The organism is Sphingomonas tagetis (genome assembly GCF_024211275.1).
GTDB lineage: Bacteria > Pseudomonadota > Alphaproteobacteria > Sphingomonadales > Sphingomonadaceae > Sphingomonas > Sphingomonas tagetis.
Window position 1 is genome coordinate 141,241 of sequence record NZ_JAMLDX010000008.1, and the last position, 22,037, is coordinate 163,277.

Here is a 22,037-nt window from a genome sequence, read left to right on the forward strand (position 1 = left end):
GGTTCAATGCTCTCCCGGACCGGCAAGCGGCAGTGTCAGGTGGAAGGTGGCGCCCGGCCCGGCCGCGTCATCGAGCGTGATCCCGCCGCCATGCGCCTGTGCGATGCCCTGGCTGATCGCGAGGCCGAGACCGGTCCCGGCATGCTTGTTCTGGTGCGCCCCGTCCTCCTGCGCGAAGCGGTCGAACAGCCGCTTGCGGAATTCGGGCGAGATACCCGGCCCGTCATCGGCGACGCTGATCCGCGCGGTGTCGCCGTCCACGCCGAGCGAGATCCGCACCTGCCCGCCCTCGGGCGAGAATTTGGCCGCGTTGGACAGCAGGTTGGTGACCACCTGCATCACGCGCAGATGATCGAAGTGCGCGGCAACCGGCGCGTCGGGCAGCACAAGGTCGAGCGTGACCCCGAAGCGCTCGGCATAGGGCTGGTTCTGCTCGACCGCCTCCGCCAGCAGCGCCCCCAGATCGCCCGACGCGAAGTTGAAGCTGAGCTTGCCCGACTGGAGCTTGTCCATGTCGAGCAGGTCGTTGACCAGTGTCGCCAGCCGCTCGGCGTTGCGGTAGCCGACGGTCACCAGCCGCCCCGCACGCTCGGGCAGGGCGCCCGCCGCGCCCGACGCCATCAACCCCAGCGCGCCCGAAATCGCGGTCAGCGGCGTGCGCAATTCGTGGCTGACGGTCGAGACAAGCTCGTCCTTGAGCCGCGCGATCTGCCGGTCGTGAGTCACGTCGCGCACCGTCAGGATGAAGCGCCCGCCCGAAATCGTGCGGCGGCGCACGTCAAGCACGCGGCGGGCGCGCTGCACCTCGATGTCGCGCCCCGTGCTCGCCTTGATCGAGGCGACGAACGCCGCGACGATCAGGTCGGGATCGCCGGGGCCGAGCTCACCGCGCCTGGCGGTCAGCCGCATCAGTTCGTCCGCCCCCATGCCTTCCCGGATCTCGTCCGGCGTATATGCGAACAGCTCGCAGAACGCCTCGTTCCACAGCGTCAACCGCAGATCGCCGTCGAACAGCGCGACGCCCTCGCTGACATTCTCGACCGTCAGCGTCAGCAACTCGCGTTCTTCCACGGTGCGCTGGCGATGCGCCTCGGCGGCGAAACGGTCGACGCGCAGCTCGATCATGTCGACAACGGTCTCGGCCAGCGCCGCCAGCCGCCGCTGCTCGGCCGCGCCGAAGCTGCGCGGCTTGCTGTCGACGAGGCACAATGTGCCAAGGGCCAGCCCGCCGATGCGCAGCGGGGCGCCGGCATAGAAGCGGACAAAGGGGTCGTTGAGTACGAACGGATGGCGAATGAACCGCGGATCGAGATGCGTGTCCGGCACCACCATCACTTCATCGCTGAGAATTGCGAAGGCGCAGAACGCTTCGTCGCGTGGCGTACCGGTGGCGTCCATGCCGCACGCGCCCCGAAAGCACTGCATGTCCGACCCGATGATCGAGACCAGCGACATCGGCACATCGAACAGCTCCGCCGCAAGCCGTGTCACGCGGTCGAACGCCGGCTCCCGGCCGATCCCGCCCAGCTTGTAGCGCTCGATCGCGCGCAGCCGGTGCGCTTCGTTGGCGGGGATTGGCGGCCTTGGCCAATCGATCTCAGGCAATGATTCGGGCGGCGCGGATGCCATGTGACTCCTGTCTCCCCAGACGGCGATTACGCGCGAACCGGTTACCAGATCCTTGGCGGCGATGCCGCGACCTTTCTAACTTCTCGTTAGGGACGATCGTGAGAAAAGCGCGGGAACCGGCTGAACACCGCAAGGTTGATACGGATCAATGGCACGGATCATCATCGCAGACGACGACCCGCTGGTGGGCGAAGTGGCGCGCGACGCGCTGATCGCCGCCGGGCATGGCGCAGGGCTCGTGCCAAATGGCGCGGAGGCGCTCGCGGTGATCAAGGCGCGCCGGCCCGACCTCGCGATTCTCGACTGCAACATGCCCGAACTGTCGGGCGTCAACGTGGTGCGCGAGCTGCGCAAGCTGATGGACTTCGCCGACCTGCCGATCCTGATGCTCACCGGGCGGCGCAGCGGGCAGGACGAAGAACTCGCGCGGTTTGCGGGCGCCAACGACTATCTGCGCAAGCCGTTCGACCCGGACGAGCTCGTGTTCCGCGCGGAACTGCTTCTGGGAGGAGCCTGACATGGCGCGAATCATCTATGTCGAGGATGACGAGATCATCGCGCAGCTGGTGCAGGAAATCCTGAGCGAGGCCGGGCATATCGTCGGCGTGATCCATCATGGTGAGCTCGGCCACGACACCATCTATCTCAAGCAGCCCGACCTGGTGATCCTCGACCGCGACCTGCCCGGCATGGAGGGCGTCGACATCCTGCGCTCGCTCAAGAGCTTCGCCGGGCTCTACCGCACCCCGATCCTGATGCTGAGCGCCAACCGCAGCCAGAAGAGCATCGACGAGGCGATGGCGGCGGGCGCGCGCGACTATCTGGTCAAGCCGTTCGAGCCCGCCGAGCTGGTAAATCGAGTCGAGGCCTGTCTGCGCGAGGAAGAACCGGTGTTCCGCCGCCCGCGCGGCTGAGACGGAACCGAAGCGCCGCTGCATCGCTATGGCAGCGATGACGGGGGAAACACACGACTTGCCGGACTCGCGGCCCTGGTGGGAACGGGGCGTCGTCTATCAAATCTATCCGCGCTCGTTCCAGGACAGCGATGGCGACGGCGTCGGCGATCTCGCCGGGATCCAAGTCCGGCTCGACCATGTCGCCAGCCTCGGCGTCGATGCGATCTGGCTGTCGCCGATCTTCCCCTCGCCGATGAAGGATTTCGGCTATGACGTCGCCGACTATTGCGGGATCGAGCCGATGTTCGGCGATCTCGCGGCGTTCGACCGGCTGCTCGCCGCGGTGCATGCGCGCGGGCTCAAGCTGATCCTCGATTTCGTGCCCAACCACAGCTCCGATCAGCACCCGTGGTTCGCCGAGGGCCGCAGTTCGCGCGATCATCCCAAACGCGACTGGTATATCTGGCGCGACCCCGCGCCCGACGGCGGCCCGCCCAACAACTGGATCAGCGATTTCGGCGGCCCGGCGTGGGAATGGGACGCGGCGTCCGGCCAATATTATCTCCACGCCTTCCTCAAGGAACAACCCGACCTCAACTGGCGCCACCCCGAGCTCAGGCGCGCGATGCTGGACGTGCTGCGCTTCTGGATGGACCGCGGCGTCGACGGGTTCCGCATCGACGTGCTGTGGCACATCGTAAAGTCGGCGGGGTTCGAGGACAATCCGTTCAACCCCGACTGGACGCCCGACCGCACCGAGCGCGACAAGGTGTTGCAGCACCACTCGACCGACCAGCCCGAGGCGCATGTAATTTCCGCCGAAATGCGCGAGCTGGCTGACGAATATGAAGACCGCGTGCTGATCGGCGAGATCTTCCTGCCCAACGAGCGCCACGCCCGCTGGTACGGCACGCCCAAGCGGCCGCAAGTCCATCTGCCCTTCAACTTCCAGCTGATCGAAAATGGCTGGGACGCGCGCACGCTGCACCGCGTGATCGCCGATTATGAAGCCTCGCTGCCCGAATTCGGCTGGCCCAATTGGGTGATCGGCAGCCACGACGCGCCGCGCATCGCCGCGCGCATCGGCGAGGCCCAGGCGCGGGTCGCGGCGATGCTGCTGCTCACGCTGCGCGGCACCCCGACACTCTATCAGGGCGACGAGCTCGGCATCGGTCAGGTGCCGATCCCGCCCGAGCGAATCCGCGACCCCCAGCATCTGCGCCAGCCGCATCTCGACATCGGCCGCGACCGCTCGCGCACGCCGATGCCGTGGGACAATACGCCATTCGCGGGGTTCAGCGCGGTCGAACCGTGGCTGCCGCTCAACCCCGATTGGCGAACGCGCAACGTGGCCGCGCAGGCCGGCGATCCGGAGTCGATGCTAGCACTCTATCGCCGCCTGCTCAGCCTTCGGCGGACGCATCCGGCGCTCGCCGTTGGCACGATGGCGCTCCATGGCGCGCATGATTCGCTGCTCGTCTATGAGCGGGCGCAGGGCGGCGAACAGTTCATAATCATTCTCAACTTGACCAGCCAAGCCACAGAATTCGAGCCCTCTCAATCGGCGCGACACTGCCGAGTCCTGCTGAGCACGCTGCCCGGCGACCCTCCGGTCGGCCGCGATGTCTTCACGCTCGCGCCGAACGAAGGCGTCATCCTCGCATGAAGATCGCCATGCTCGCCCCGATCGCCTGGCGCACGCCGCCGCGTCATTATGGTCCGTGGGAGCTGGTCACCAGCCTGCTCACCGAAGCGCTCGTCGCGCGCGGCGTCGACGTCACTTTGTTCGCGACGCAGGACAGTCTCACCGCGGGCAAGCTCGATGGCGTCGTCCCCGCTTCCTACAATGAAGACCCCGCGATCGACGCGAAAGTGTGGGAGTTTCGCCATCTCGCGCACGTCTTCGAACAGGCGGACACGTTCGACCTGATCCACAACCAGGCCGATTTCCCGGCGCACGCCTTCGCCAATCTGACCGACACGCCGATCGTCACCACGATCCACGGCTTCTCGTCCGACCGCATTCTGCCGATGTACGAACCCTATCAGGACCGCGTGCATTATGTCGCGATCAGCGACGCCGACCGCCATCCCGCGCTGCGCTATGCCGCCACGATCCATCACGGCATCCCGGTCGAGACGTTCCCGTTCGACCCGCAGGGCAGCGACGACCTGTTGTTCTTCGGCCGCATCCATCCTGACAAGGGCGCCGCCGAAGCCATCGCCGCCGCCCGCACGAGCCGCCGCACGCTGCACCTGTACGGCGTGATCCAGGACGAAGGCTATCACGCGCGCGAGGTCCAGCCGCAGGTCGATGGCGAGACGATCCGCTATCACGGCGTCGCGGGCGGTTCGCAGCGGCTCGCGGCGCTGGGTCACGCGCGCGCGATGCTCCACCTCATCAATTTCGACGAGCCGTTCGGCCTGTCGGTGATCGAGGCGATGGCATGCGGCACGCCGGTCATCGCGATGAACCGCGGATCGATGCCCGAACTGATCGAGCATGGCGTCAACGGCTATCTGGTCGACAGCATCGGCGACGCGGTCGCCGCGATTGGGCGCGCCGGCGAACTCGACCGCGCGGCGATCCGGCAGACGGTGATCGACCGCTTCAGCGTCGAGCGAATGGCCGACGCCTATCTCGCGCTCTACGCCCGCATCCTGGGGCGTTGACCGCCCACCTTTGACGACTCCTCCTAAATCCCCTATTTCACGATAAACGTGAATCATGTCCGATTATCGGACGTTGAAAGGAGCTTCATGAGCGGGAAGATTTTCGACGATCCGCAGTCGGCGCTCGCAGGCGCGCTGTTCGAGGGCATGACGATCATGTCAGGCGGCTTCGGCCTGTCGGGTAATCCTGAGAGCCTGATACCCGAGATCCGCAAGGCGGGGGTCAAGGACCTGACCGTCATCTCGAACAACGCCGGCGCGGATGGTTTCGGGCTGTGGATGCTGCTCGAAAGCCGCCAGATCCGGAAGATGATCTCGTCCTATGTCGGCGAGAACAAGCTGTTCGAGCAGCAGTACCTCTCGGGCGAGCTGGAGCTGGAGCTGAATCCGCAAGGCACGCTCGCCGAGCGCATCCGTGCGGGCGGCGCGGGCATCCCTGCCTTTTATACCAAAACCGGCGTCGGCACCGTCGTCGCCGAGGGCAAGCCGGTCGAGACGTTCGAGGGCGAAGACTATGTCCGCGAGACCTGGCTGCGCGCAGACCTCGCCATCGTCAAGGCGTGGAAGGCCGATCCCGAGGGCAATCTCGTCTTCCGCAAGACCGCGCGCAACTTCAACCCCAACATGGCGACCGCGGGCAAGCTGACCGTGGTTGAGGTCGAGGAGATCGTCGAAGCCGGAACGCTCGATCCCGACCACATCCACACCCCCGGCATCTTCGTCGATCGCATCGTGCTGAGCACGATCAACGAGAAGCGGATCGAAAAGCTGACGACGCGCGCGAAGGAGGTCGTATAATGCCCTGGAATCGCGATGAAATGGCGGCGCGGGCCGCGCTCGAACTGCGCGACGGCTTCTACGTCAATCTCGGCATTGGCATTCCGACATTGGTGGCGAACCATGTCCCCGCGGGCGTCAAGGTCACGCTCCAGTCGGAGAACGGCATGCTCGGCATCGGCCCCTTCCCCTATGAAGGCGAAGCCGATCCCGACCTGATCAACGCCGGCAAGCAGACCGTCACCGCCCTCGCCACGTCGAGCTTCTTCTCCAGCGCGGACAGCTTCGCAATGATCCGCGGCGGGCATATCGACATGGCGGTGCTCGGCGCGATGGAGGTCGCTGCCAATGGCGATCTCGCCAACTGGACGATCCCGGGCAAGATGGTGAAGGGCATGGGCGGCGCGATGGACCTGGTCGCGGGCGTCAAGCGCGTGGTCGTCGTAATGGACCACGCCAACAAGGCCGGCGAGACCAAGATCCTGCCCGAATGCACGCTGCCACTGACCGGCAAGGCCGTGGTCGACCTGATCGTCACCGACCTGTGCGTCATGGCCTGCGACAAGCCGGGGCTGCGCCTGATCGAACTCGCCCCGGGCGTCACGCTCGACGAAATCCGCGCCAAGACCGGTGCACCGTTCGACGTCGAACTGGAGGCCGCGTGATGACCGACGCCTTCATCTGCGACGCGATCCGCACGCCGATCGGCCGCTTCGGCGGCGCGCTCGCCTCGGTGCGTACCGACGATCTGGCCGCAGTGCCGATCCGCGCGCTCGCCGAACGCAATCCGCAAGTCGACTGGCAATCGGTCGACGACGTCATCCTCGGCTGCGCCAATCAGGCGGGCGAGGACAATCGCAATGTCGCACGCATGGCAACGCTGCTCGCCGGTCTGCCCGAGCAAGTCTCCGGTTCGACCGTCAACCGGCTGTGCGGCTCGGGCCTCGACGCGGTCGGCCTCGCCGCGCGCGCCGTCCGCAGCGGCGACGCGCAGTTGATGATCGCGGGTGGTGTCGAAAGCATGAGCCGCGCGCCCTATGTGATGGGCAAGGCCGACAGCGCCTTCTCGCGCGGACAGAAGCTCGAGGACACGACGATCGGCTGGCGATTCGTCAACCCGGCGCTGAAGGCCGCCTATGGCGTCGATTCGATGCCCGAGACCGGCGAGAATGTCGCGCAGGAATGGCGCGTGTCGCGCGAGGATCAGGACCGGTTCGCGCTCGCCAGCCAGCAAAAGGCGGCTGCCGCGCAGGCCAGCGGCCGGCTCGCGCGCGAGATCGTGCCGGTGACGATCGCGCAGAAGAAGGGCGATCCCATCGTCTTCGCCGCCGACGAACATCCGCGCGCGACCACCTGGGACGCGCTCGCCAAGCTCAAGCCGGTCGTGCGCCCCGACGGTACCGTCACCGCAGGCAACGCGTCCGGCGTCAACGACGGCGCGGCGGCGATGCTGATCGCGTCGGAAGCCGCCGCCAGCGGCAACGGCCTCACGCCCCGCGCGCGGATCGTCGCCATGGCGGCCGCCGGCGTCGCACCCCGCGTGATGGGCATCGGTCCGGTGCCCGCCGCGCAAAAGCTGCTCAAGCTCGCCGGTCTCACCGCCGGCCAGGTCGATGTGTTCGAGCTCAACGAGGCCTTTGCGTCGCAGGGAATCGCGGTGCTGCGCGACCTCGGCCTCGCGCAGGACGACCCGCGCGTAAACCGCAATGGCGGTGCGATCGCGCTCGGCCACCCGCTCGGCATGTCGGGCGCGCGCATCGTACTGAGCGCGGCGGAAGAGCTTCACGTCACGGGCGGACGCTATGCGATGGCGTTCATGTGCGTCGGGGTCGGCCAGGGCATCGGCCTGCTGATCGAGCGGGTCTGATGCGCGCATGACCGAGCGCGATCCCGATTACATGCAGTCGCTCGCAAGAGGGCTGCAAGTGCTCGAAGCGTTCGCCGTGCTCGGGCAGAGGCAATCGGTCGCCGGCCTCGCCGCGCATACCGGCCTCGCGCGCGGGGTGGTCGCGCGGTGTCTGCACACTTTGGTCCGCACCGGCCATGTCGAGCGGCAGGACCGCCATTTCTCGGTGCTGCCCGGCGTGCTGCGGCTGGCCGACGCATTCCTTTCCGACCGCTCGCTGCCCGCGCTCGCCCAGCCTTTGCTCGAACAGTTGCGCGACGAGATCGGCGAATCCTGCTCGCTCGGCGTGTTCGACCGTAGCGACATCCTGTACATCGCGCGCGCCTCGCGCAGCAGCATCATGACGATCGGCCTGCGCGTCGGCAGCCGCCTGCCGGCCTGGTGCACATCGATGGGCCGCGTGCTGCTCGCCGAACTGCCGCCGGCGGATCGCGACGCACTGATCCCGGCCACGCTGCCGCGGCTTACGCCCGACACCGTCGCAAACCGCGCTGCGCTCGACGAGAAGCTGGACGAAGCCTTGCGCGACGGCTTCGCGCTGGTCGATCAGGAGCTGGAGGCCGGGCTGCGGTCGATCGCGGTGCCGGTGCGCGATCCCGAGGCACGCCTGATCGCGGCGCTCAACGTCGGCACCAACGCGCTCGAACGCAGCATCGACGATTTGCGCACCCGCATCCTCCCGCGCCTTCAGGCGACGGCCGCCGCGTTGCATCGCGAGATCGGCCGCTTCATGTAAAGCGGCGGGCACCGGTCTGCGATTGCGCCGAGCGCAAGCGTAAATGCAGCCTTAGCGTTAGGCCGATGTTGCGTCGCAACATACGATCGTTTCCAGAACATAATGAGAGGTGCCGATCTGGCTCTAACCAAGGGAGAAAGATCGTGACCAAGACCCTGATCCTCGCCGCCGCCCTGTTCGCCGTTCCCGCCGCGGCCAGCGCGAGCGAGCGCAGCTTTACCCGCGACGGCGTGACCTACACCTATTCCAGCGCGCAGAAGGGTGCGAACACCGTCATCACCGGCAAGACGTCGACCGGTTCGGCCTATACCCTCACCGTGCGCGGCAAGCGCGTGACCGGTCTGGTCGGCGGTGCGCCGGTCTCCTTCACCATCGCCAAGCCGCTGGCCGGGGCGGTCGAAACCGCCAGCGTGAACTAAAAGCCTTCGGGCAAGTCGATCGGGCCGACCGCTTCGCGATACCGCGTGATCGCGTAGCGGTCGGTCATCCCGGCGATGAAGTCGGCGATATGGCGGCTGCGCCACGGCTCGTCCGCGGGCAGGCAATCGCCCCAGCCCTCGGGCATCAGCCCGGGGTCTGCCGAATAGGCCGCGAACAGCCCGCTGACGATCCCCTGCGCCGCCGCCGCCGCTTCGAGCTGGCGCGGGTGGTGATAGAGATTGGCGTACATGAAGCGCTTGAGCGCGCGTTCGGCCTCACGCATCTCGTCGGAGAAGCGGGCCAGCGTTTCGCCAGCCGCGCGCACATCCTCGACCGTCGCGACGCCAGCGTCCGCGACGCGCCGCCGTGTCTCGCCGATCAGGTCGTTGACCATCACCCCGATCTGCGCGCGCACCAGTTCGCGCATCAGCCGTTTCGGCTCGCCATCCGGAAACCGCGCACGCACCGCGTCCCAACCGCGCGCGACCAGCGGAACGTCGAGCAACTGCTCGATCGTCAACAACCCGGCCCGCAGCCCGTCGTCGATATCGTGATTGTCATAGGCGATATCGTCGGCGATCGCCGCCACCTGCGCCTCCAGCGACGCATGGCTGCCCAGCTCCAGCGGGAACGCCGCGTTTGCGGCGGCCAGCGCCCAGCCCGGATGCCGCGCCGGGCCGTTATGCTTGGCCAGCCCTTCCAGCGCCTCCCAGCTCAGGTTCAGCCCGTCCCAGCCGGGATAGGGGCAATCGACCGTCATCAGCGCGCGCAGCGTGTTGCCATTATGGTCGAACCCGCCCTGATCGCCCAGCGCCGCCTTCAACGCGTCCTCGCCGGCATGGCCGAACGGCGGATGGCCGATGTCGTGCGCCAAGCACAAAGCCTCGGTCAGATCCTCGTTCAGCCCCAGCGTCCGCGCCACTGCGCGCCCGATCTGTGCGACCTCCAGGCTGTGAGTCAGCCGCACCCGGAAATGGTCGCCATCGGGCGCCATGAACACCTGAGTCTTGTGGCGCAGCCGGCGAAAGCTGATCGAATGAACGATACGGTCGCGATCACGCTGGAACGCATCGCGCGGCCCGCGCGCCGTGCCGTCACCCTCGACATGCAACCGCCCGCGGCTGCGCGCCGGATCGCTGGCATAGGGCGCAAGGGTCATGCGGTGGTTGTCAGGCGAATCGACATCGCCGCGACATAGATCAATTCGCCGCCAGCTTCTCGATCTTCTGCCCGGCCTCGCTCGTCCAGACGAACGCCGACAGGCCCTTCTTGCCGATCGCGTTGACGAACGCCTGCGCCTCGGCCGGCGTCCTGAACGGTCCCGCCAGCAGCCGGTTGGTGAAGCGCAGCGGCGTGGTCCACGCCTGCTTGCCCCGAAACTCGGCCGGTGCCTTGGCGACGAGCCCGCGCCACGATTTGGGCAGGTCACTCACATTGGCGCCACCTGCAACCTGAACCCAATGGCGTGCGGGTTCGGCCTTGGCGGGGTCAAGCTTGGCCTTGGTCTTCGCCGCCGCGGCTTTTGCCTCAGTTGCCTTCTTAGCCTCGGTGGCCTTGGCCTTCGGATCGACCGGTTTGTCCCTGGCGGCAGGTTTGGCCGCGGCCGGTTCGGGCCGCGGCTTTTCCGCAGCGGGCTTGGGCACAACCGGCGCGGCGCGTGCCACACGAACGGGCGCGGCGGGTGGCGGCGGTGATGGCTGGGGCTCGGCCGGCGCGCGCTGCTCGCCCGGCATCGGCTCGACGCCCAGCTCCGACGCCGGGATGGTAATCCCCGAAATGATCCGGGCAATGACATTGTCCTCGCGTCCGACAGCCGGCGCTGGCGGTGCGGCGGCAATCTGCGCCGGTGCCGGCGGCGCGGTTTCAGCTGGCTCTGGTGCCGGTGTGGCGGGCGGCGCGTCGCTCGCGCCCGCCACCTGTACTGGCGGCGCTTCTGCGGGCACCGGCGGTTCCGGCTGCGGTTGTGGCTGCGCTTCGGCCAGCCGCTGCGCTTCACGAACCCGCGCCGCTTGCGCTGCCGCCTCGCGCTCGCGCGCCTGCAATTCAGCGACACGGCGCGCCTCGGCCTCGCGCGCCGCCTGCTCGGCCGCCAGCCGTTCGCTCTCGCGCTGCCGTGCGGCGAGCGCATCGCGTTCCTGCTGCGCTCTGAGGTCGGACAGTCGCTGCGCCTCGCGCTGCTGCGTCTGCAACTCGGCCTGGCGCAGTGCTTCGGCCGCGCGCGCCTCGGTCTCACGCTGCTCGCGCGCGCTGACGCGCCGCAACGGTTGCCGCTCGGCGCGCCTTGAACCAGCCTCGCCCCCCCGCGCGCCGCTGTCGGTCGGTGGCGGCACGCGCACTGGCTGCGCGGCGGCCACCGCCACGCCGGGCTCTCCGCGCCACGCGGGCAGCGGCGGCGCGATGCTCGCATCGGCAACCCGCGCCGGCGTGCGCCGGATCTCGCCGAAATGAACGGCGAATGCCTTGTCGGCAGCGGCCAGCATGGGCAACCGTCGGAAAAAGGGCGACAGCGCGCTGCCGTACCCGCCCATCATGCTCGCCGCGATCTTGTCCGCGCCCACCGCGTCGCCCGTCATCGCGAGGATGAACGCACGCGCGCGCCACGCCGCGCGGTCGCTCTTGCGCAGGAGCGGCTCGAGCACGTCCATCGCCTGCTTGGCGTCACCGCTGATGCCGAGCGACAGCGCGTAGCGCCGCCGCGTCTCGTCGTCGGCATCGCGCCGCATCGCCACGCGGTGATCGCGCTGGGCGTGCGCCTGCGCGCCGATCAGGTCATAGGCAAGCCCGCGGTCCGACGCATAATCGTCAATGTCGAGCCCACCGCGCGCCGCTTCGGCAAACAGCCGCAGCGCTTCGCCCGGCCGCTCCATGCGCACCATCACCATCGCCTGGCCCGCCTGAAGCCGCGGGTTGCCCGGATCGAGCGCGCGCGCCCGCGCGAAGAAGCCCGCCGCAGCAGAAGGATCGTTCAACCGCGCGCTCAGCTCGCCTGCCGCCAGCAGCGCGCGCACGTTCCGAGGATCGCGCGTGAGGATGCGCACCTGTTCGGCGAGGCGGTCGGCATTGGGCGTGGCGGGCGGCGCCACTTCCTGTGCTGCGGCGCGCGAAGCGCTGAACGAAACGGTCGCGAGCGCCAGCGCCGGCACGATAAGCGCCGCGCGAGCGCGAAAATTGGAAATCCGGTTCATGCCTGTCCGCCGCTACACCACGCCGCGGCTGAACGCGCACTGTCGGTTTCTGCCATCGTCGGCGAAGCGAGCCGCGCGAGCGGCGAAGCGAAACGGCCCAGTCCGGTCAGGGACGGGGCCGCTCGCGATTACTGGTTGTTCTGGCGGTTGAGGAAGCGCGGAATATCCAGCGGATCCTTGTCGTCCTCGTCCTTCCCACCGCCACGCGCCGCCGCCATGCGCTCGAACAGCGTGCCGCCGCGCCTGGGTGTCTCCGCCGCCGGCGCCTCGTCGTCGCTCCCGCCGCCGGTCAGCCAGCGCCGGCGGATCGTCGGTTCGGGCGGCGTTTCGGGCTGCTCGGGCACCACGGCATCGCTGCCCAGCACCAGCTCGTCTTCGAACCGCAGCGGCTCTTCCGCGGCCGGCGCTTCGGCCGCCAGCGGCGCTTCGAGCGTCAACTCTTCATCGCTCATGTCGGCCTCGGGCGCGCTCACCGACAAGCCCTGCTCGGCGGTTTCGGCGACCGGCGCTGTCTCTTCCGCTGCGTCTTCGGCCACCGGCTCGGGCGCGGGCTCAGCCACCGGCTCAGGCGCGACGTCCGCAGCGGCGGGCGTCAGTGGACGGCGCACCGTGCCGAACGAGAAGCTGCGCGACGTGTCGGCGGCGGATGCGGCAGCGGCCTTCTTCGCCGGGTCCGCCTCGATGCCGGTCGCAACGACCGACACACGGATCTTGCCTTCCAGCTCGGGATTGAACGCCGAGCCCCAGATGATGTTGGCGTTGTCATCGACCAACTCGCGAATGTGGTTCGCGGCCTCGTCGACTTCCAGCAGGCGCATGTCGTCGCCGCCGGTGATCGACACGATCACGCCCTTGGCCCCGTCGAGCGACACGCCGTCGAGCAGCGGATTGGCGATCGCCTGCTGCGCCGCCTCGATCGCGCGGCTGTCGCCGCTCGCCTCGCCGGTGCCCATCATCGCCTTGCCCATCTCGCTCATCACCGAACGCACGTCAGCAAAGTCGAGGTTGATCAGGCCCGGCATGACCATCAGGTCGGTGATGCCGCGCACGCCCTGCTGCAGCACCTCGTCCGCCATCTGGAACGCTTCCTTGAAGGTCGTGTTCGCATTGGCGACGAGGAAGAGGTTCTGGTTGGGGATGACGATCAGCGTATCGACGTACTTCTGCAGTTCCTCGATGCCGGCCTCGGCCGACTGGGCGCGCTTCTTGCCCTCGAACGCGAACGGCTTGGTCACCACGCCCACGGTCAGGATGCCCATGTCGCGCGCCACCTTGGCGATCACCGGCGCCGCACCAGTACCGGTGCCGCCGCCCATGCCGGCCGCGATGAACACCATGTGCGCGCCGTTGAGCGACTCCTGCACATGCTCGATCGTCTCTTCCGCCGCCGCGCGCCCGATCTCGGGCCGGCTGCCCGCGCCCAGGCCCTGCGTGATCTTCGCGCCGAGCTGGATGCGGTGCGCCGCCGTCGATTGCTTGAGCGCCTGCGCGTCGGTGTTGGCGACCAGGAACTCGACGCCCTGCACCTCGGCTCGGATCATGTTGGCGATGGCGTTGCCGCCCGCGCCTCCGACACCGATGACGGTGATCCGGGGGGTCAGCTCGTCGAGGTCGGGCGGAAGGAAGTCGATGCTCATGCTAACCTGTCTCCTCAAGCGACGCACCCCACGACGCGGCCTGCTTAACCTTCATGTCTGCACCATGGACTCCGCCGGTGCCAGCGCATTTAACCAGTCATCAACAAGTATTTTCAGTCATTCACCCATTTCAGTAATTCGCCCGAAATGCCGCGATCATCCGCTGGAACATCGCCTTGGGGTTGGCGCGGACAACCAATTGCCCCGCCGGCTCAAGCGTGCGCAGGTCGACCGGATCGGCCGCGGCAAAGGTCGCCAGCCCCGCCAGCGTCGCAAAGGCCGGTCCTGCATGCGCCTCGGGCAGCGCCGACAGGCCGCGCGGCCGCCCGACGCGCACCGACCGCCCCAACGCCTGCTGCGCATAGTCGGCGATGCCCTTCAGCTCCGCGCCGCCGCCGGTCAGCACGATCTGCCGCCCGACCGGGTCCTCGAAATTGAGCTTGGTCAGTTCCTTCGCGATATCGACCATCAGCCGGTCGAGCCGCTGGCGGATCACCGCGATCAGCTGCGCGCGGGTGATGCGCGTGCCCTCGGCATTCTCCTCCTGCGCCGCGAGCGGGGCGACGTCGATCATCTCGTGATTGTCGCGCGGCGTCATATTCGCCGAGCCGTAAAAGCACTTCATGCGCTCGGCCTGGCCACGCCGCGTGCCGAACGCGCTGGCGATATCGTCGGTGATGTCGGCCGATCCGCACGCGATCGACGACAGTCCGGTCAGTACGCCGTCCTTGTAGACCGAGACGTTGGTCACGCCCGCGCCGATCTCGACCAGCGCCACGCCCAGCTCGCGCTCTTCCTCGCTCAGGCACGCCAGTCCCGTCGCGACCGGCGCGGCGATGATCGACTTGACCTCGAGATGCGCCGAACGGACGCACAAATCGAGGTTGCGCACCGGCGCGCCCTCGGTCGACACAACATGGATGTCGACGCCCAGCCGCTCGGCATGCAGCCCCTTGGGCTGCTTGACGCCCGCCAAACCGTCCAACGTGTAGCGCGTCGGCTGCGCGTGTAGCACCATGCGGCCACCCGGATTGATCGCGTCGCGTCCTGCGCGAAGCAGATCGTCGACGTCCGACTGATCGACGCGGTGCCCGCCCAGATCGACCTCCAGCCGCAGGATGTTCGATTCCATGCCCCCGGCGGAGAAGCTGACCCACACATTCTCGATATTGGTGCCGGCGATGCGCTCGGCCTGCTCGACCGCCTCGCGCACCGCGACCTCGGTCGCGTGCATGTCGGCGATATAGCCGCGCTGGACGCCGCGGCTCTCGCGCTGGCCGGTGCCGAGCACGACCAGCTCGCCGCCATCGCCCTTTTGCGCGATCAGCGCCGAGACCTTCGACGATCCGATATCGAGCGCGGTGATCAGTCCCTCAGGTGCCGTCTTCGCCATAAATCCCCCTACTCGCCCACACTCGCCGTTTCGATCGTCTTGCGAACCACTTGCCCCGGCATCCGCACCACCAGCCGCGTCGGATCGCGCATGTCGAAGCGCATATAGCCGCGCCCCAGCAACCGGTCGGCGCCGTCCAGCTCGGCGAACTTGGTCAGCGCCTTGGCCGCATCCGCCTCGCCCTCGGGCAGCGCCAGCCGCTCGCCGGTGTTAAAGCTCAGATCCCAGCGCCGGTTGCCGATCCACGTTGCAGCCTTGACCAGCGGCTTGAGCGCCGGTGCGGCATCGAGCAGCCGCTGATAGGCAGGCTGCTGCGCATAGGCGCCGTCACCGATCACCAGCGGCAGGTCGGGCATCGCCTCGGCCGACACCGGCTCGAGCAGCACGCCCTCGGCGTCGATCAGCATCAGCTGACCCTTGTGCTGCCACACTGCCGCCGCCTTGCGCTCAACGATATGGATCATCAGCGTGTCGGGCAGCCGCCGCGAGACGCGCGCGTCCGCCACCCAGCCGATCGACATCAGCTTGCCGCGCACTTCCTCCAGATCGACCAAAGGCATCGCCTGCGACTTCTGGTCGAGCGCGTAGTTATAGACCGCCATCTTGTCGGCGCGCTTGATCCCGGTAACCTCGACCTGCTCGACGCGGAAGCCCGCGCGGCCGACGCTCTCCGCCACCGCGCTGCCGATGATCCCCGGCACGCCGAAGATCGTCGCCACGCCCAGCACCGACGCCACCGCGATCCCGGTGATCCCCCACACCGTCATCCGGTGCAGCGTCGCCTCGCTGACCGGAAGCGCCGCGATGGCGAGGTCGAGCACGTTGGGCTGCTTCTTCTTGGCGACCGCGCGCGAGTTCTGCGCACGCCGCTTGGGCTTGACCGACGGACGCTTGGCGGGCGCTCTGGTAGAGGGCGGCTTGCGGCTCATCCCGCATCCGCCTCGAGTGCTTCGTCGACAATCGCCTGAACCAGCTCGGGATAGCTCATGCCCAGCTTCTTCGCCTGTTCGGGCACCAGGCTCAGCGGCGTCATCCCCGGCTGGGTGTTGACCTCCAGCAGGAACAGCCCCTCGACGCCGAGATCGTCGTCCCAGCGGAAGTCCGAGCGCGACGCGCCCTTGCAGCCGAGCAGCCGGTGCGCGTCGAGCGCGATCTGCTTGCACGCCTCGGCGATCTCGTCGGGAATCTCGGCGGGGCAGACATGCTCGGTCAGCCCGTCGGTGTACTTGGCGTCGAAATCATAGAAGCCGCTCTTGGGTTTGAGTTCGGTCACCAGCAGCGCGCGGTCGCCCAGCACCGCGGTGGTCAGTTCGCGCCCGCGGATGAACGGTTCGGCGAGCAACTCGTCGAACTCCTGCCACGGCCCCTTGGCTTCGGCCGAGATCGGGTTGCCATAATTGCCCTCGGCGGTGACGATCGCCACCCCGACCGACGAGCCCTCGTTGACGGGCTTGAGCACATAGGGCCGCGGCAGCGGGTCGCGCTCGTACAGCGACGCGGTCGACACGATATGCCCGCCCGGCATCGGAATGCCCTGCGGCACCAGCGACTGTTTGGTCAGCTGCTTGTCGATCGCGATCACCGAGGTGACGAGGCCCGAATGCGTGTATTTGAGGCCCATCAGGTCGAGCATGCCCTGCACCGTCCCGTCCTCGCCGGGCGTGCCGTGCAGCGCGTTGAACACGACATCGGGCTTCGCCGCCGCAAGCTTCGCAGCGACGTCGCGGTCCATGTCGATCCGCGTGACCTTGTGCCCGAGCGACTCCAGCGCCTCGGCGACGCCCTCACCCGACATCAACGACACCGGCCGCTCCGCGGACCAGCCACCCATCAGAACCGCGATGTGCAACTTCTCACTCACTTCGATACACCCACACGCTCTTGTTCGTCGTCGGCGAACACGCCGACACGCTGAATTTCCCATTCCAGTTCGACGCCGGAATGCGCCTTCACCTTTGCCCGCACATCCTCGCCCAGACCCTCGATGTCCGCACTGGTCGCGTCACCGAGATTGAGCAGGAAGTTGGTGTGCTTCTCGCTCACCTGCGCCCCGCCGCGCGTCATCCCGCGACAGCCCGCCGCGTCGACCAGTGCCCATGCCTTTTGCCCGGCCGGGTTCTTGAAGGTCGAGCCGCCGGTCTTGCTACGCAGCGGCTGCGATTCCTCGCGCGCGTTGGCGATGCGGTCCATCTCGGCCTGGATCGCCGCCGGATCGCCGCGCTTGCCGCGAAACACAGCGCTCACCACCACCGCGCCGTCGGGCAGCTCGGAATGGCGATAGGTGTAATCGAGGTCGGCGGCCGGCAGCGTCACGAGTTCGCCCGAACGCAGCACCACGTCGCAATCGACCAATATGTCCGCCGTCTCGCGGCCATAGGCGCCGCCGTTCATCCGCACGAAGCCGCCGACGGTGCCCGGGATCGAACGCAGAAATTCCAGCCCGGCGATCCCCGCATCGCGTGCCGTCGAGGATACGAGGATCCCAGACGCACCGCCGCCACAGTCCAGCGTCAGGTCATCCTCGGAATCGCCATGCGGCGCGACCTTGGCAAAGACTTTGCCCAGCCGCACCACCACACCCGGCACGCCGCCGTCGCGCACGATCAGGTTGGACCCCAGCCCCAGCGCCATCACCGGCACCGCCGGATCCAGCTCGGCCATGAACGCGCACAGATCCTCGACATCCGCCGGCTCGAACAGCCATTCCGACGGCCCGCCGCTCTTGAACCAGACGAGCGGCGCCAGCGGCGCGTCGGCGGTCAGCTTCCCCCGCACCTTGGGGAGAAGCGCGACGCTCACTTGATCCCCCAATATTTCGCCCATTGCTTCCACAGCTTGAGGTTCGCCTCGGCCGCCTTCTGCCCGGCTTCCTGCAGATCGGTCACCGGTTCGCCGGCATCGAGCAGCTTCTTCGCCGCATCCATCTGCGCCTTCTGCGCGCGCAGGATTTCGCGCTGCATGTCGGTGGCGAGGGTGAACCAGTCGCTCATGCCGCCACTTTCCGCTGCGCATTGACCGCATCGGCGAGGCCGGCCGCCCATTTGGTGATGTCGCCCGCGCCCAGGCACACGATCAGATCGCCCGGCTGCGCGACGTCGGCCAGCGTCGCCGCCAGTGCGCCAGCGTCGGCGATCGTCGCCGCCGCGCGATGCCCGCGCTCGCTTGCGCGCGCCACCAGCGCCTCGGCATCGACGCCCTCGACCGGTGCCTCGCCCGCCGCATAGACCGGCGAGACGAACACCATGTCGGCATCGTTGAATGCCTGCGCGAAGTCGTCCATCAGATTGCCGAGTCGCGAATAGCGGTGCGGCTGCACCACTGCGATCACCCTGCCCTCAACACTCTCGCGCGCCGCCGCCAGCACCGCGCGGATTTCGACCGGATGATGGCCATAATCGTCGATCACGATCGCCGGATTGCCGACATCGAACCCGATCTCGCCGACCTTGGTGAAGCGCCGCTTCACCCCGCCGAACTTGGCGAAGCCATTCTGGATCGTCGCATCGGCGATGCCCATCTCCAGCGCCACGCCGATCGCGGCGAGCGCGTTCTGGACATTGTGCCGCCCCGGCATCGGCAGGTCGATTCCCTCGATCGAGCGCGTCGAGCCATCGCGCGAGCGAATGATCGCCTCGAACTTGTTGCCGCCGGGATAGGGATGGACATTGACCCCGCGCACGTCCGCCGACGCCGCGAAGCCATAGGTCACGATCCGCCGGTCGCGCACGCGCGGGATGATCGCCTGCACCTCGGGATGGTCGAGGCAAAGCAACGCCGCGCCGTAAAAGGGCACATTCTCGACGAACTCGACATAGGCATCCTTCGCCGCGTCGAACGAGCCATAATGGTCGAGATGCTCGGGATCGATATTGGTCACCACCGCGATCGTGCCGTCCAATCGTAGGAAGCTGCCGTCGCTCTCGTCGGCCTCGACCACCATCCACTCGCTGTCGCCGAGCCGCGCGTTCGAGCCATATTGGTTGATGATCCCGCCATTGATCACGGTCGGATCGACCCCGCCCGCATCGAGCAACGCCGCGATCATGCTGGTCGTCGTGGTCTTGCCATGCGTCCCCGCCACCGCGACGGTGGACTTGAGCCGCATCAGCTCGGCCAGCATCTCGGCGCGCCGCACCACCGGAATGCGCCGCGCATAGGCCGCCTGCACCTCGGGATTGTCGCGCTTGATCGCGGTCGAGGTCACGACCACCGCCGCATCGCCGAGATTGTCGGCGCTCTGCCCGATCGTGATCGCGATCCCGCGCTTGCGCAGCCCCTCGACGACATAGCCCTCGGCGCTGTCGCTGCCCTGCACCTTGTAGCCGAGATTGTGCATCACCTCGGCAATGCCCGACATGCCGATCCCGCCGATCCCGACGAAATGGATGGTACCGATGTCCGTAGCGACGCCCTTCATGCGAACGCCTCCCCGCCTTGCCGGACCTTGACGGGCTCGGCCCGGCCCAACCCTGCCGACGCCCAGTCGGCATCGATCGATTCGACCAGATCGGCCAGATCGCGCACCGCATCGGGTCGCCCGACGCTGCGGGCACATGCCGCGGCATGGGCGAGCCCCACCGGCTCCAGCCCCAGCTTCTGCATCTGCTTGGCCAGTTCCTGCGGGGTGAAGGCGCGCTGCGGGATCGTGCGCGCGCCGCCCGCCGCGCTGATCTCGCGCGCGTTCGCGGTCTGGTGATCGTCGGTCGCGCTCGGCAGCGGCACCAGGATTGCGGGCCGCCCCGCCGCGGTCAGCTCGGCGATGGTCGAGGCGCCCGCGCGCGCGATCACGACATGCGCCCAGGCCAGCCGCTCGGGCAGGTCGGGCAGATAGGTCGCGATCTCCGCCGGGATGCCATGCTCGGCATATTTGCGGCGCACATCGTCGATATCCTCGACCCGCGCCTGATGTGTCACCTGCAAGCGGCGGCGGAAATGCACCGGCAGCAGCGCCAGTCCGTCGGGCACCACCTCGGACAGTACCGAAGCGCCCTGACTGCCTCCGGTCACCAGCACGCGAAAGATGCCGTCCTCTTCCAGTGGCGGATAGGGCTTGAGCCGCAGGTCCAGCACCGCCTCGCGCACCGGATTGCCGACCAGATGCGTCTTCTTCTCATGACTTGGCTTGAGCCGCTCGACCTTGTCATAGCTCGTCGCGATCGCGCTCACGCGCCCCGCCACCAGCCGGTTGACCCGGCCCAGCACGGCATTCTGCTCGTGGATGATCGTCGGCACCTTCACCGAGAACGCCGCCATCAGCGCCGGCATCGAGGCATAGCCGCCGAACGCGATCACCGCCGCCGGCTTGAACTCGCGATACAGTTGCAACGCCTGCTCGCGCCCGCGCAGCATCAGCCCGACGGTCTTGATCCAGCCGACCGGCCCGCCCGAAAACCGCCCGGCCTGCACCACACGCGTCTCGACCCCGTCGAACAGGTCGGGGAAGCGCGCCCCGCGCGTATCGCTGAGCAGCGCGACCTTGTGCCCGCGCCGCGTCAGCTCGGCGGCCAACGCCGCTGCCGGAACCATGTGCCCGCCGGTACCCCCGGCTGCCAGAACATAATGCTTACCCGAACCCATCAACTTCCTCGAACCGTATAGGGCGAGCGCTTGAGATACGGGTTCCGGCGCGTGAAAGCGAGCAGAAGCCCCATGCCGATCGACAGGGCCACCATCGACGACCCGCCATAGGAAATGAACGGCAGCGTCATGCCCTTGGACGGCGCCAGCCCGGTGTTCACCGCCATGTTGATCAGCGCCTGAATGCCGAACTGCGCCGCCAGCCCCGCCGCGGCGAGCAGACGGAAATTATCCTCCTCGTCGAGCAGCTTGACCAGCACGCGAATGATGATCGCCAGATACAGGATGGCGATGCCGATGCACGCGATCAGGCCGAACTCTTCGCCCACGACCGAGAAGATATAGTCGGTATGCGCCTCGGGCAGCTTGAACTTGACCGTCCCGCCGCCCGGCCCGGTGCCGGTCGCGCCGCCGGCGGTCAGCACTGCATGCGACATGTCGGTCTGGTAATGCTCCGCCGCCGCCTTTTCGGGATCGGGGAACAGGAAGCTGTCGATCCGCGTGCGCGCCGTATCGTAGAAGATATAGGCCGAGATCACGCCGACCACCGCGCCGCCGCCCAGCACGCCCATCGCCCGCGTCGAGATCCCCGCCAGCATCAGCAGCACGATCCATACGAGGCCGAACACCATCGTCTGCCCGAAATCGGGCTGCTTCATCAGCAGCGCCGCGACCAAAGCCGTCAGCACCCCGGTCAGCGGGATCACCGGCAGCGTCTCGTCCTTGGCGCGCAGCGACAGGAACCACGCGGTCGTCACGATGAAGAACGGCTTCAGAAACTCGGAGGGCTGGAAGCTCGCAAAGCCGATCCCGATCCAGCGCCGCGCGCCGTTGACCTCGGCGCCGAAGAACCCCGCCACCGCGACCAGCACCAGGCATACCGCGGTGCCCAGGATCGCCATGCGCCGCGCCAGGCTGACCGGCAGCATCGACACGATGAACAACACCGGCAGCGACACGCCGACCCACAGCGCCTGCCGCCAGAAATAATGCATCGCGGCGAAGGTCTTGCCCTCGTCCGAATAGCGCACCGCCGAGGCCGGCGACGCCGCCGCGACCGCGATCAGCCCGATCCCGATCAGCAGCATCGCGAGCAGCAGCAGGACGCGGTCGATCTCCCAGAACCACAGGCCGAAGCTGGAGTTGCTACCCCGGCTGAGCTTGTCTTCCATGCGTCCGCGCCAACCGCGCAGCGCCGGGACGTTCCG

General features: G+C 67.8%; 21 protein-coding genes. 9 read left to right on the forward strand and 12 right to left on the reverse strand.

Going from position 1 to position 22,037, the window contains the following annotated elements; genetic code table 11:
* Window positions 1-3: 3 nt before the first annotated feature.
* Entirely contained in the window at window positions 4-1,605 is a 1,602-nt protein-coding gene (locus M9978_RS12005) for a GAF domain-containing sensor histidine kinase (protein WP_254293468.1), read from the reverse strand.
* A gap of 172 nt (window positions 1,606-1,777) precedes the next feature.
* On the opposite strand from M9978_RS12005, the gene M9978_RS12010 reads away from it, so the two are divergent.
* The 9 genes from M9978_RS12010 to M9978_RS12050 all read left to right on the forward strand — a co-directional run bounded on the left by M9978_RS12010 (window position 1,778) and on the right by M9978_RS12050 (window position 9,036).
* The gene (locus tag M9978_RS12010) at window positions 1,778-2,146 is read left to right on the forward strand and encodes a response regulator transcription factor (protein ID WP_254293469.1); all 369 of its coding nucleotides are present in this window, start codon (window positions 1,778-1,780) and stop codon (window positions 2,144-2,146) included.
* Window position 2,147: 1 nt separating this feature from the next.
* Complete coding sequence (locus M9978_RS12015; RefSeq protein ID WP_254293471.1) at window positions 2,148-2,543, forward strand: response regulator transcription factor; 396 nt, start codon at window positions 2,148-2,150, stop codon at window positions 2,541-2,543.
* 58 nt (window positions 2,544-2,601) lie between these two features.
* The gene (locus tag M9978_RS12020) at window positions 2,602-4,191 is read left to right on the forward strand and encodes an alpha-amylase family glycosyl hydrolase (RefSeq protein ID WP_254293473.1); all 1,590 of its coding nucleotides are present in this window, start codon (window positions 2,602-2,604) and stop codon (window positions 4,189-4,191) included.
* The gene (locus tag M9978_RS12025; protein ID WP_254293475.1) at window positions 4,188-5,198 is read left to right on the forward strand and encodes a glycosyltransferase family 4 protein; all 1,011 of its coding nucleotides are present in this window, start codon (window positions 4,188-4,190) and stop codon (window positions 5,196-5,198) included. The genes M9978_RS12020 and M9978_RS12025 overlap by 4 nt, the downstream gene beginning before the upstream one ends.
* An 87-nt stretch (window positions 5,199-5,285) precedes the next feature.
* On the forward strand, window positions 5,286-5,996 hold the full coding sequence (locus M9978_RS12030; RefSeq protein ID WP_254293477.1) for a CoA transferase subunit A: 711 nt from the start codon (window positions 5,286-5,288) through the stop codon (window positions 5,994-5,996).
* Window positions 5,996-6,640 (forward strand): 3-oxoacid CoA-transferase subunit B, encoded by a 645-nt coding sequence (locus M9978_RS12035; protein ID WP_254293478.1) that lies wholly within the window; start codon window positions 5,996-5,998, stop codon window positions 6,638-6,640. The genes M9978_RS12030 and M9978_RS12035 overlap by 1 nt, the downstream gene beginning before the upstream one ends.
* A complete protein-coding gene (gene pcaF / locus M9978_RS12040) occupies window positions 6,640-7,842 on the forward strand; it encodes a 3-oxoadipyl-CoA thiolase (protein WP_254293480.1) in 1,203 nt (400 codons plus the stop codon). The genes M9978_RS12035 and pcaF overlap by 1 nt, the downstream gene beginning before the upstream one ends.
* A 7-nt stretch (window positions 7,843-7,849) precedes the next feature.
* A complete protein-coding gene (locus M9978_RS12045; RefSeq protein ID WP_254293482.1) occupies window positions 7,850-8,617 on the forward strand; it encodes an IclR family transcriptional regulator domain-containing protein in 768 nt (255 codons plus the stop codon).
* Window positions 8,618-8,760: 143 nt separating this feature from the next.
* Complete coding sequence (locus M9978_RS12050) at window positions 8,761-9,036, forward strand: hypothetical protein (RefSeq protein WP_254293484.1); 276 nt, start codon at window positions 8,761-8,763, stop codon at window positions 9,034-9,036.
* Here the strand turns inward: M9978_RS12050 and M9978_RS12055 are convergent.
* From M9978_RS12055 to M9978_RS12105, 11 genes are all read right to left on the reverse strand, one after another.
* Window positions 9,033-10,196 carry a deoxyguanosinetriphosphate triphosphohydrolase gene (locus M9978_RS12055; RefSeq protein WP_254293486.1) on the reverse strand — a complete coding sequence of 388 codons (1,164 nt, stop codon included), beginning with the start codon at window positions 10,194-10,196 and terminating at the stop codon, window positions 9,033-9,035. The genes M9978_RS12050 and M9978_RS12055 overlap by 4 nt on opposite strands.
* A 40-nt stretch (window positions 10,197-10,236) precedes the next feature.
* Window positions 10,237-12,222: an SPOR domain-containing protein gene (locus M9978_RS12060; RefSeq protein ID WP_254293488.1), complete on the reverse strand. Its 1,986-nt coding sequence runs from the start codon at window positions 12,220-12,222 to the stop codon at window positions 10,237-10,239.
* A 128-nt stretch (window positions 12,223-12,350) separates the two neighbouring features.
* Complete coding sequence (ftsZ, locus tag M9978_RS12065; RefSeq protein ID WP_254293490.1) at window positions 12,351-13,859, reverse strand: cell division protein FtsZ; 1,509 nt, start codon at window positions 13,857-13,859, stop codon at window positions 12,351-12,353.
* Between the two features lie 130 nt (window positions 13,860-13,989).
* Entirely contained in the window at window positions 13,990-15,252 is a 1,263-nt protein-coding gene (ftsA, locus tag M9978_RS12070) for a cell division protein FtsA (RefSeq protein ID WP_254293493.1), read from the reverse strand.
* An 8-nt stretch (window positions 15,253-15,260) separates the two neighbouring features.
* Entirely contained in the window at window positions 15,261-16,181 is a 921-nt protein-coding gene (locus M9978_RS12075) for a cell division protein FtsQ/DivIB (protein WP_254293495.1), read from the reverse strand.
* Window positions 16,178-17,113 carry a D-alanine--D-alanine ligase gene (locus M9978_RS12080; protein ID WP_367305078.1) on the reverse strand — a complete coding sequence of 312 codons (936 nt, stop codon included), beginning with the start codon at window positions 17,111-17,113 and terminating at the stop codon, window positions 16,178-16,180. The genes M9978_RS12075 and M9978_RS12080 overlap by 4 nt, the downstream gene beginning before the upstream one ends.
* On the reverse strand, window positions 17,110-18,051 hold the full coding sequence (murB, locus tag M9978_RS12085) for a UDP-N-acetylmuramate dehydrogenase (protein ID WP_254293499.1): 942 nt from the start codon (window positions 18,049-18,051) through the stop codon (window positions 17,110-17,112). Before murB ends, M9978_RS12080 begins: the two co-directional genes overlap by 4 nt.
* Window positions 18,048-18,242, reverse strand: a complete 195-nt coding sequence (locus M9978_RS12090; RefSeq protein WP_254293501.1) for a hypothetical protein — start codon at window positions 18,240-18,242, stop codon at window positions 18,048-18,050. The genes murB and M9978_RS12090 overlap by 4 nt, the downstream gene beginning before the upstream one ends.
* Window positions 18,239-19,669 (reverse strand): UDP-N-acetylmuramate--L-alanine ligase, encoded by a 1,431-nt coding sequence (gene murC / locus M9978_RS12095; protein WP_254293503.1) that lies wholly within the window; start codon window positions 19,667-19,669, stop codon window positions 18,239-18,241. Before murC ends, M9978_RS12090 begins: the two co-directional genes overlap by 4 nt.
* On the reverse strand, window positions 19,666-20,829 hold the full coding sequence (murG, locus tag M9978_RS12100; protein ID WP_254293505.1) for an undecaprenyldiphospho-muramoylpentapeptide beta-N-acetylglucosaminyltransferase: 1,164 nt from the start codon (window positions 20,827-20,829) through the stop codon (window positions 19,666-19,668). The genes murC and murG overlap by 4 nt, the downstream gene beginning before the upstream one ends.
* Window positions 20,829-22,001: an FtsW/RodA/SpoVE family cell cycle protein gene (locus tag M9978_RS12105; RefSeq protein ID WP_254293507.1), complete on the reverse strand. Its 1,173-nt coding sequence runs from the start codon at window positions 21,999-22,001 to the stop codon at window positions 20,829-20,831. The genes murG and M9978_RS12105 overlap by 1 nt, the downstream gene beginning before the upstream one ends.
* Between the last annotated feature and the right edge of the window lie 36 nt (window positions 22,002-22,037).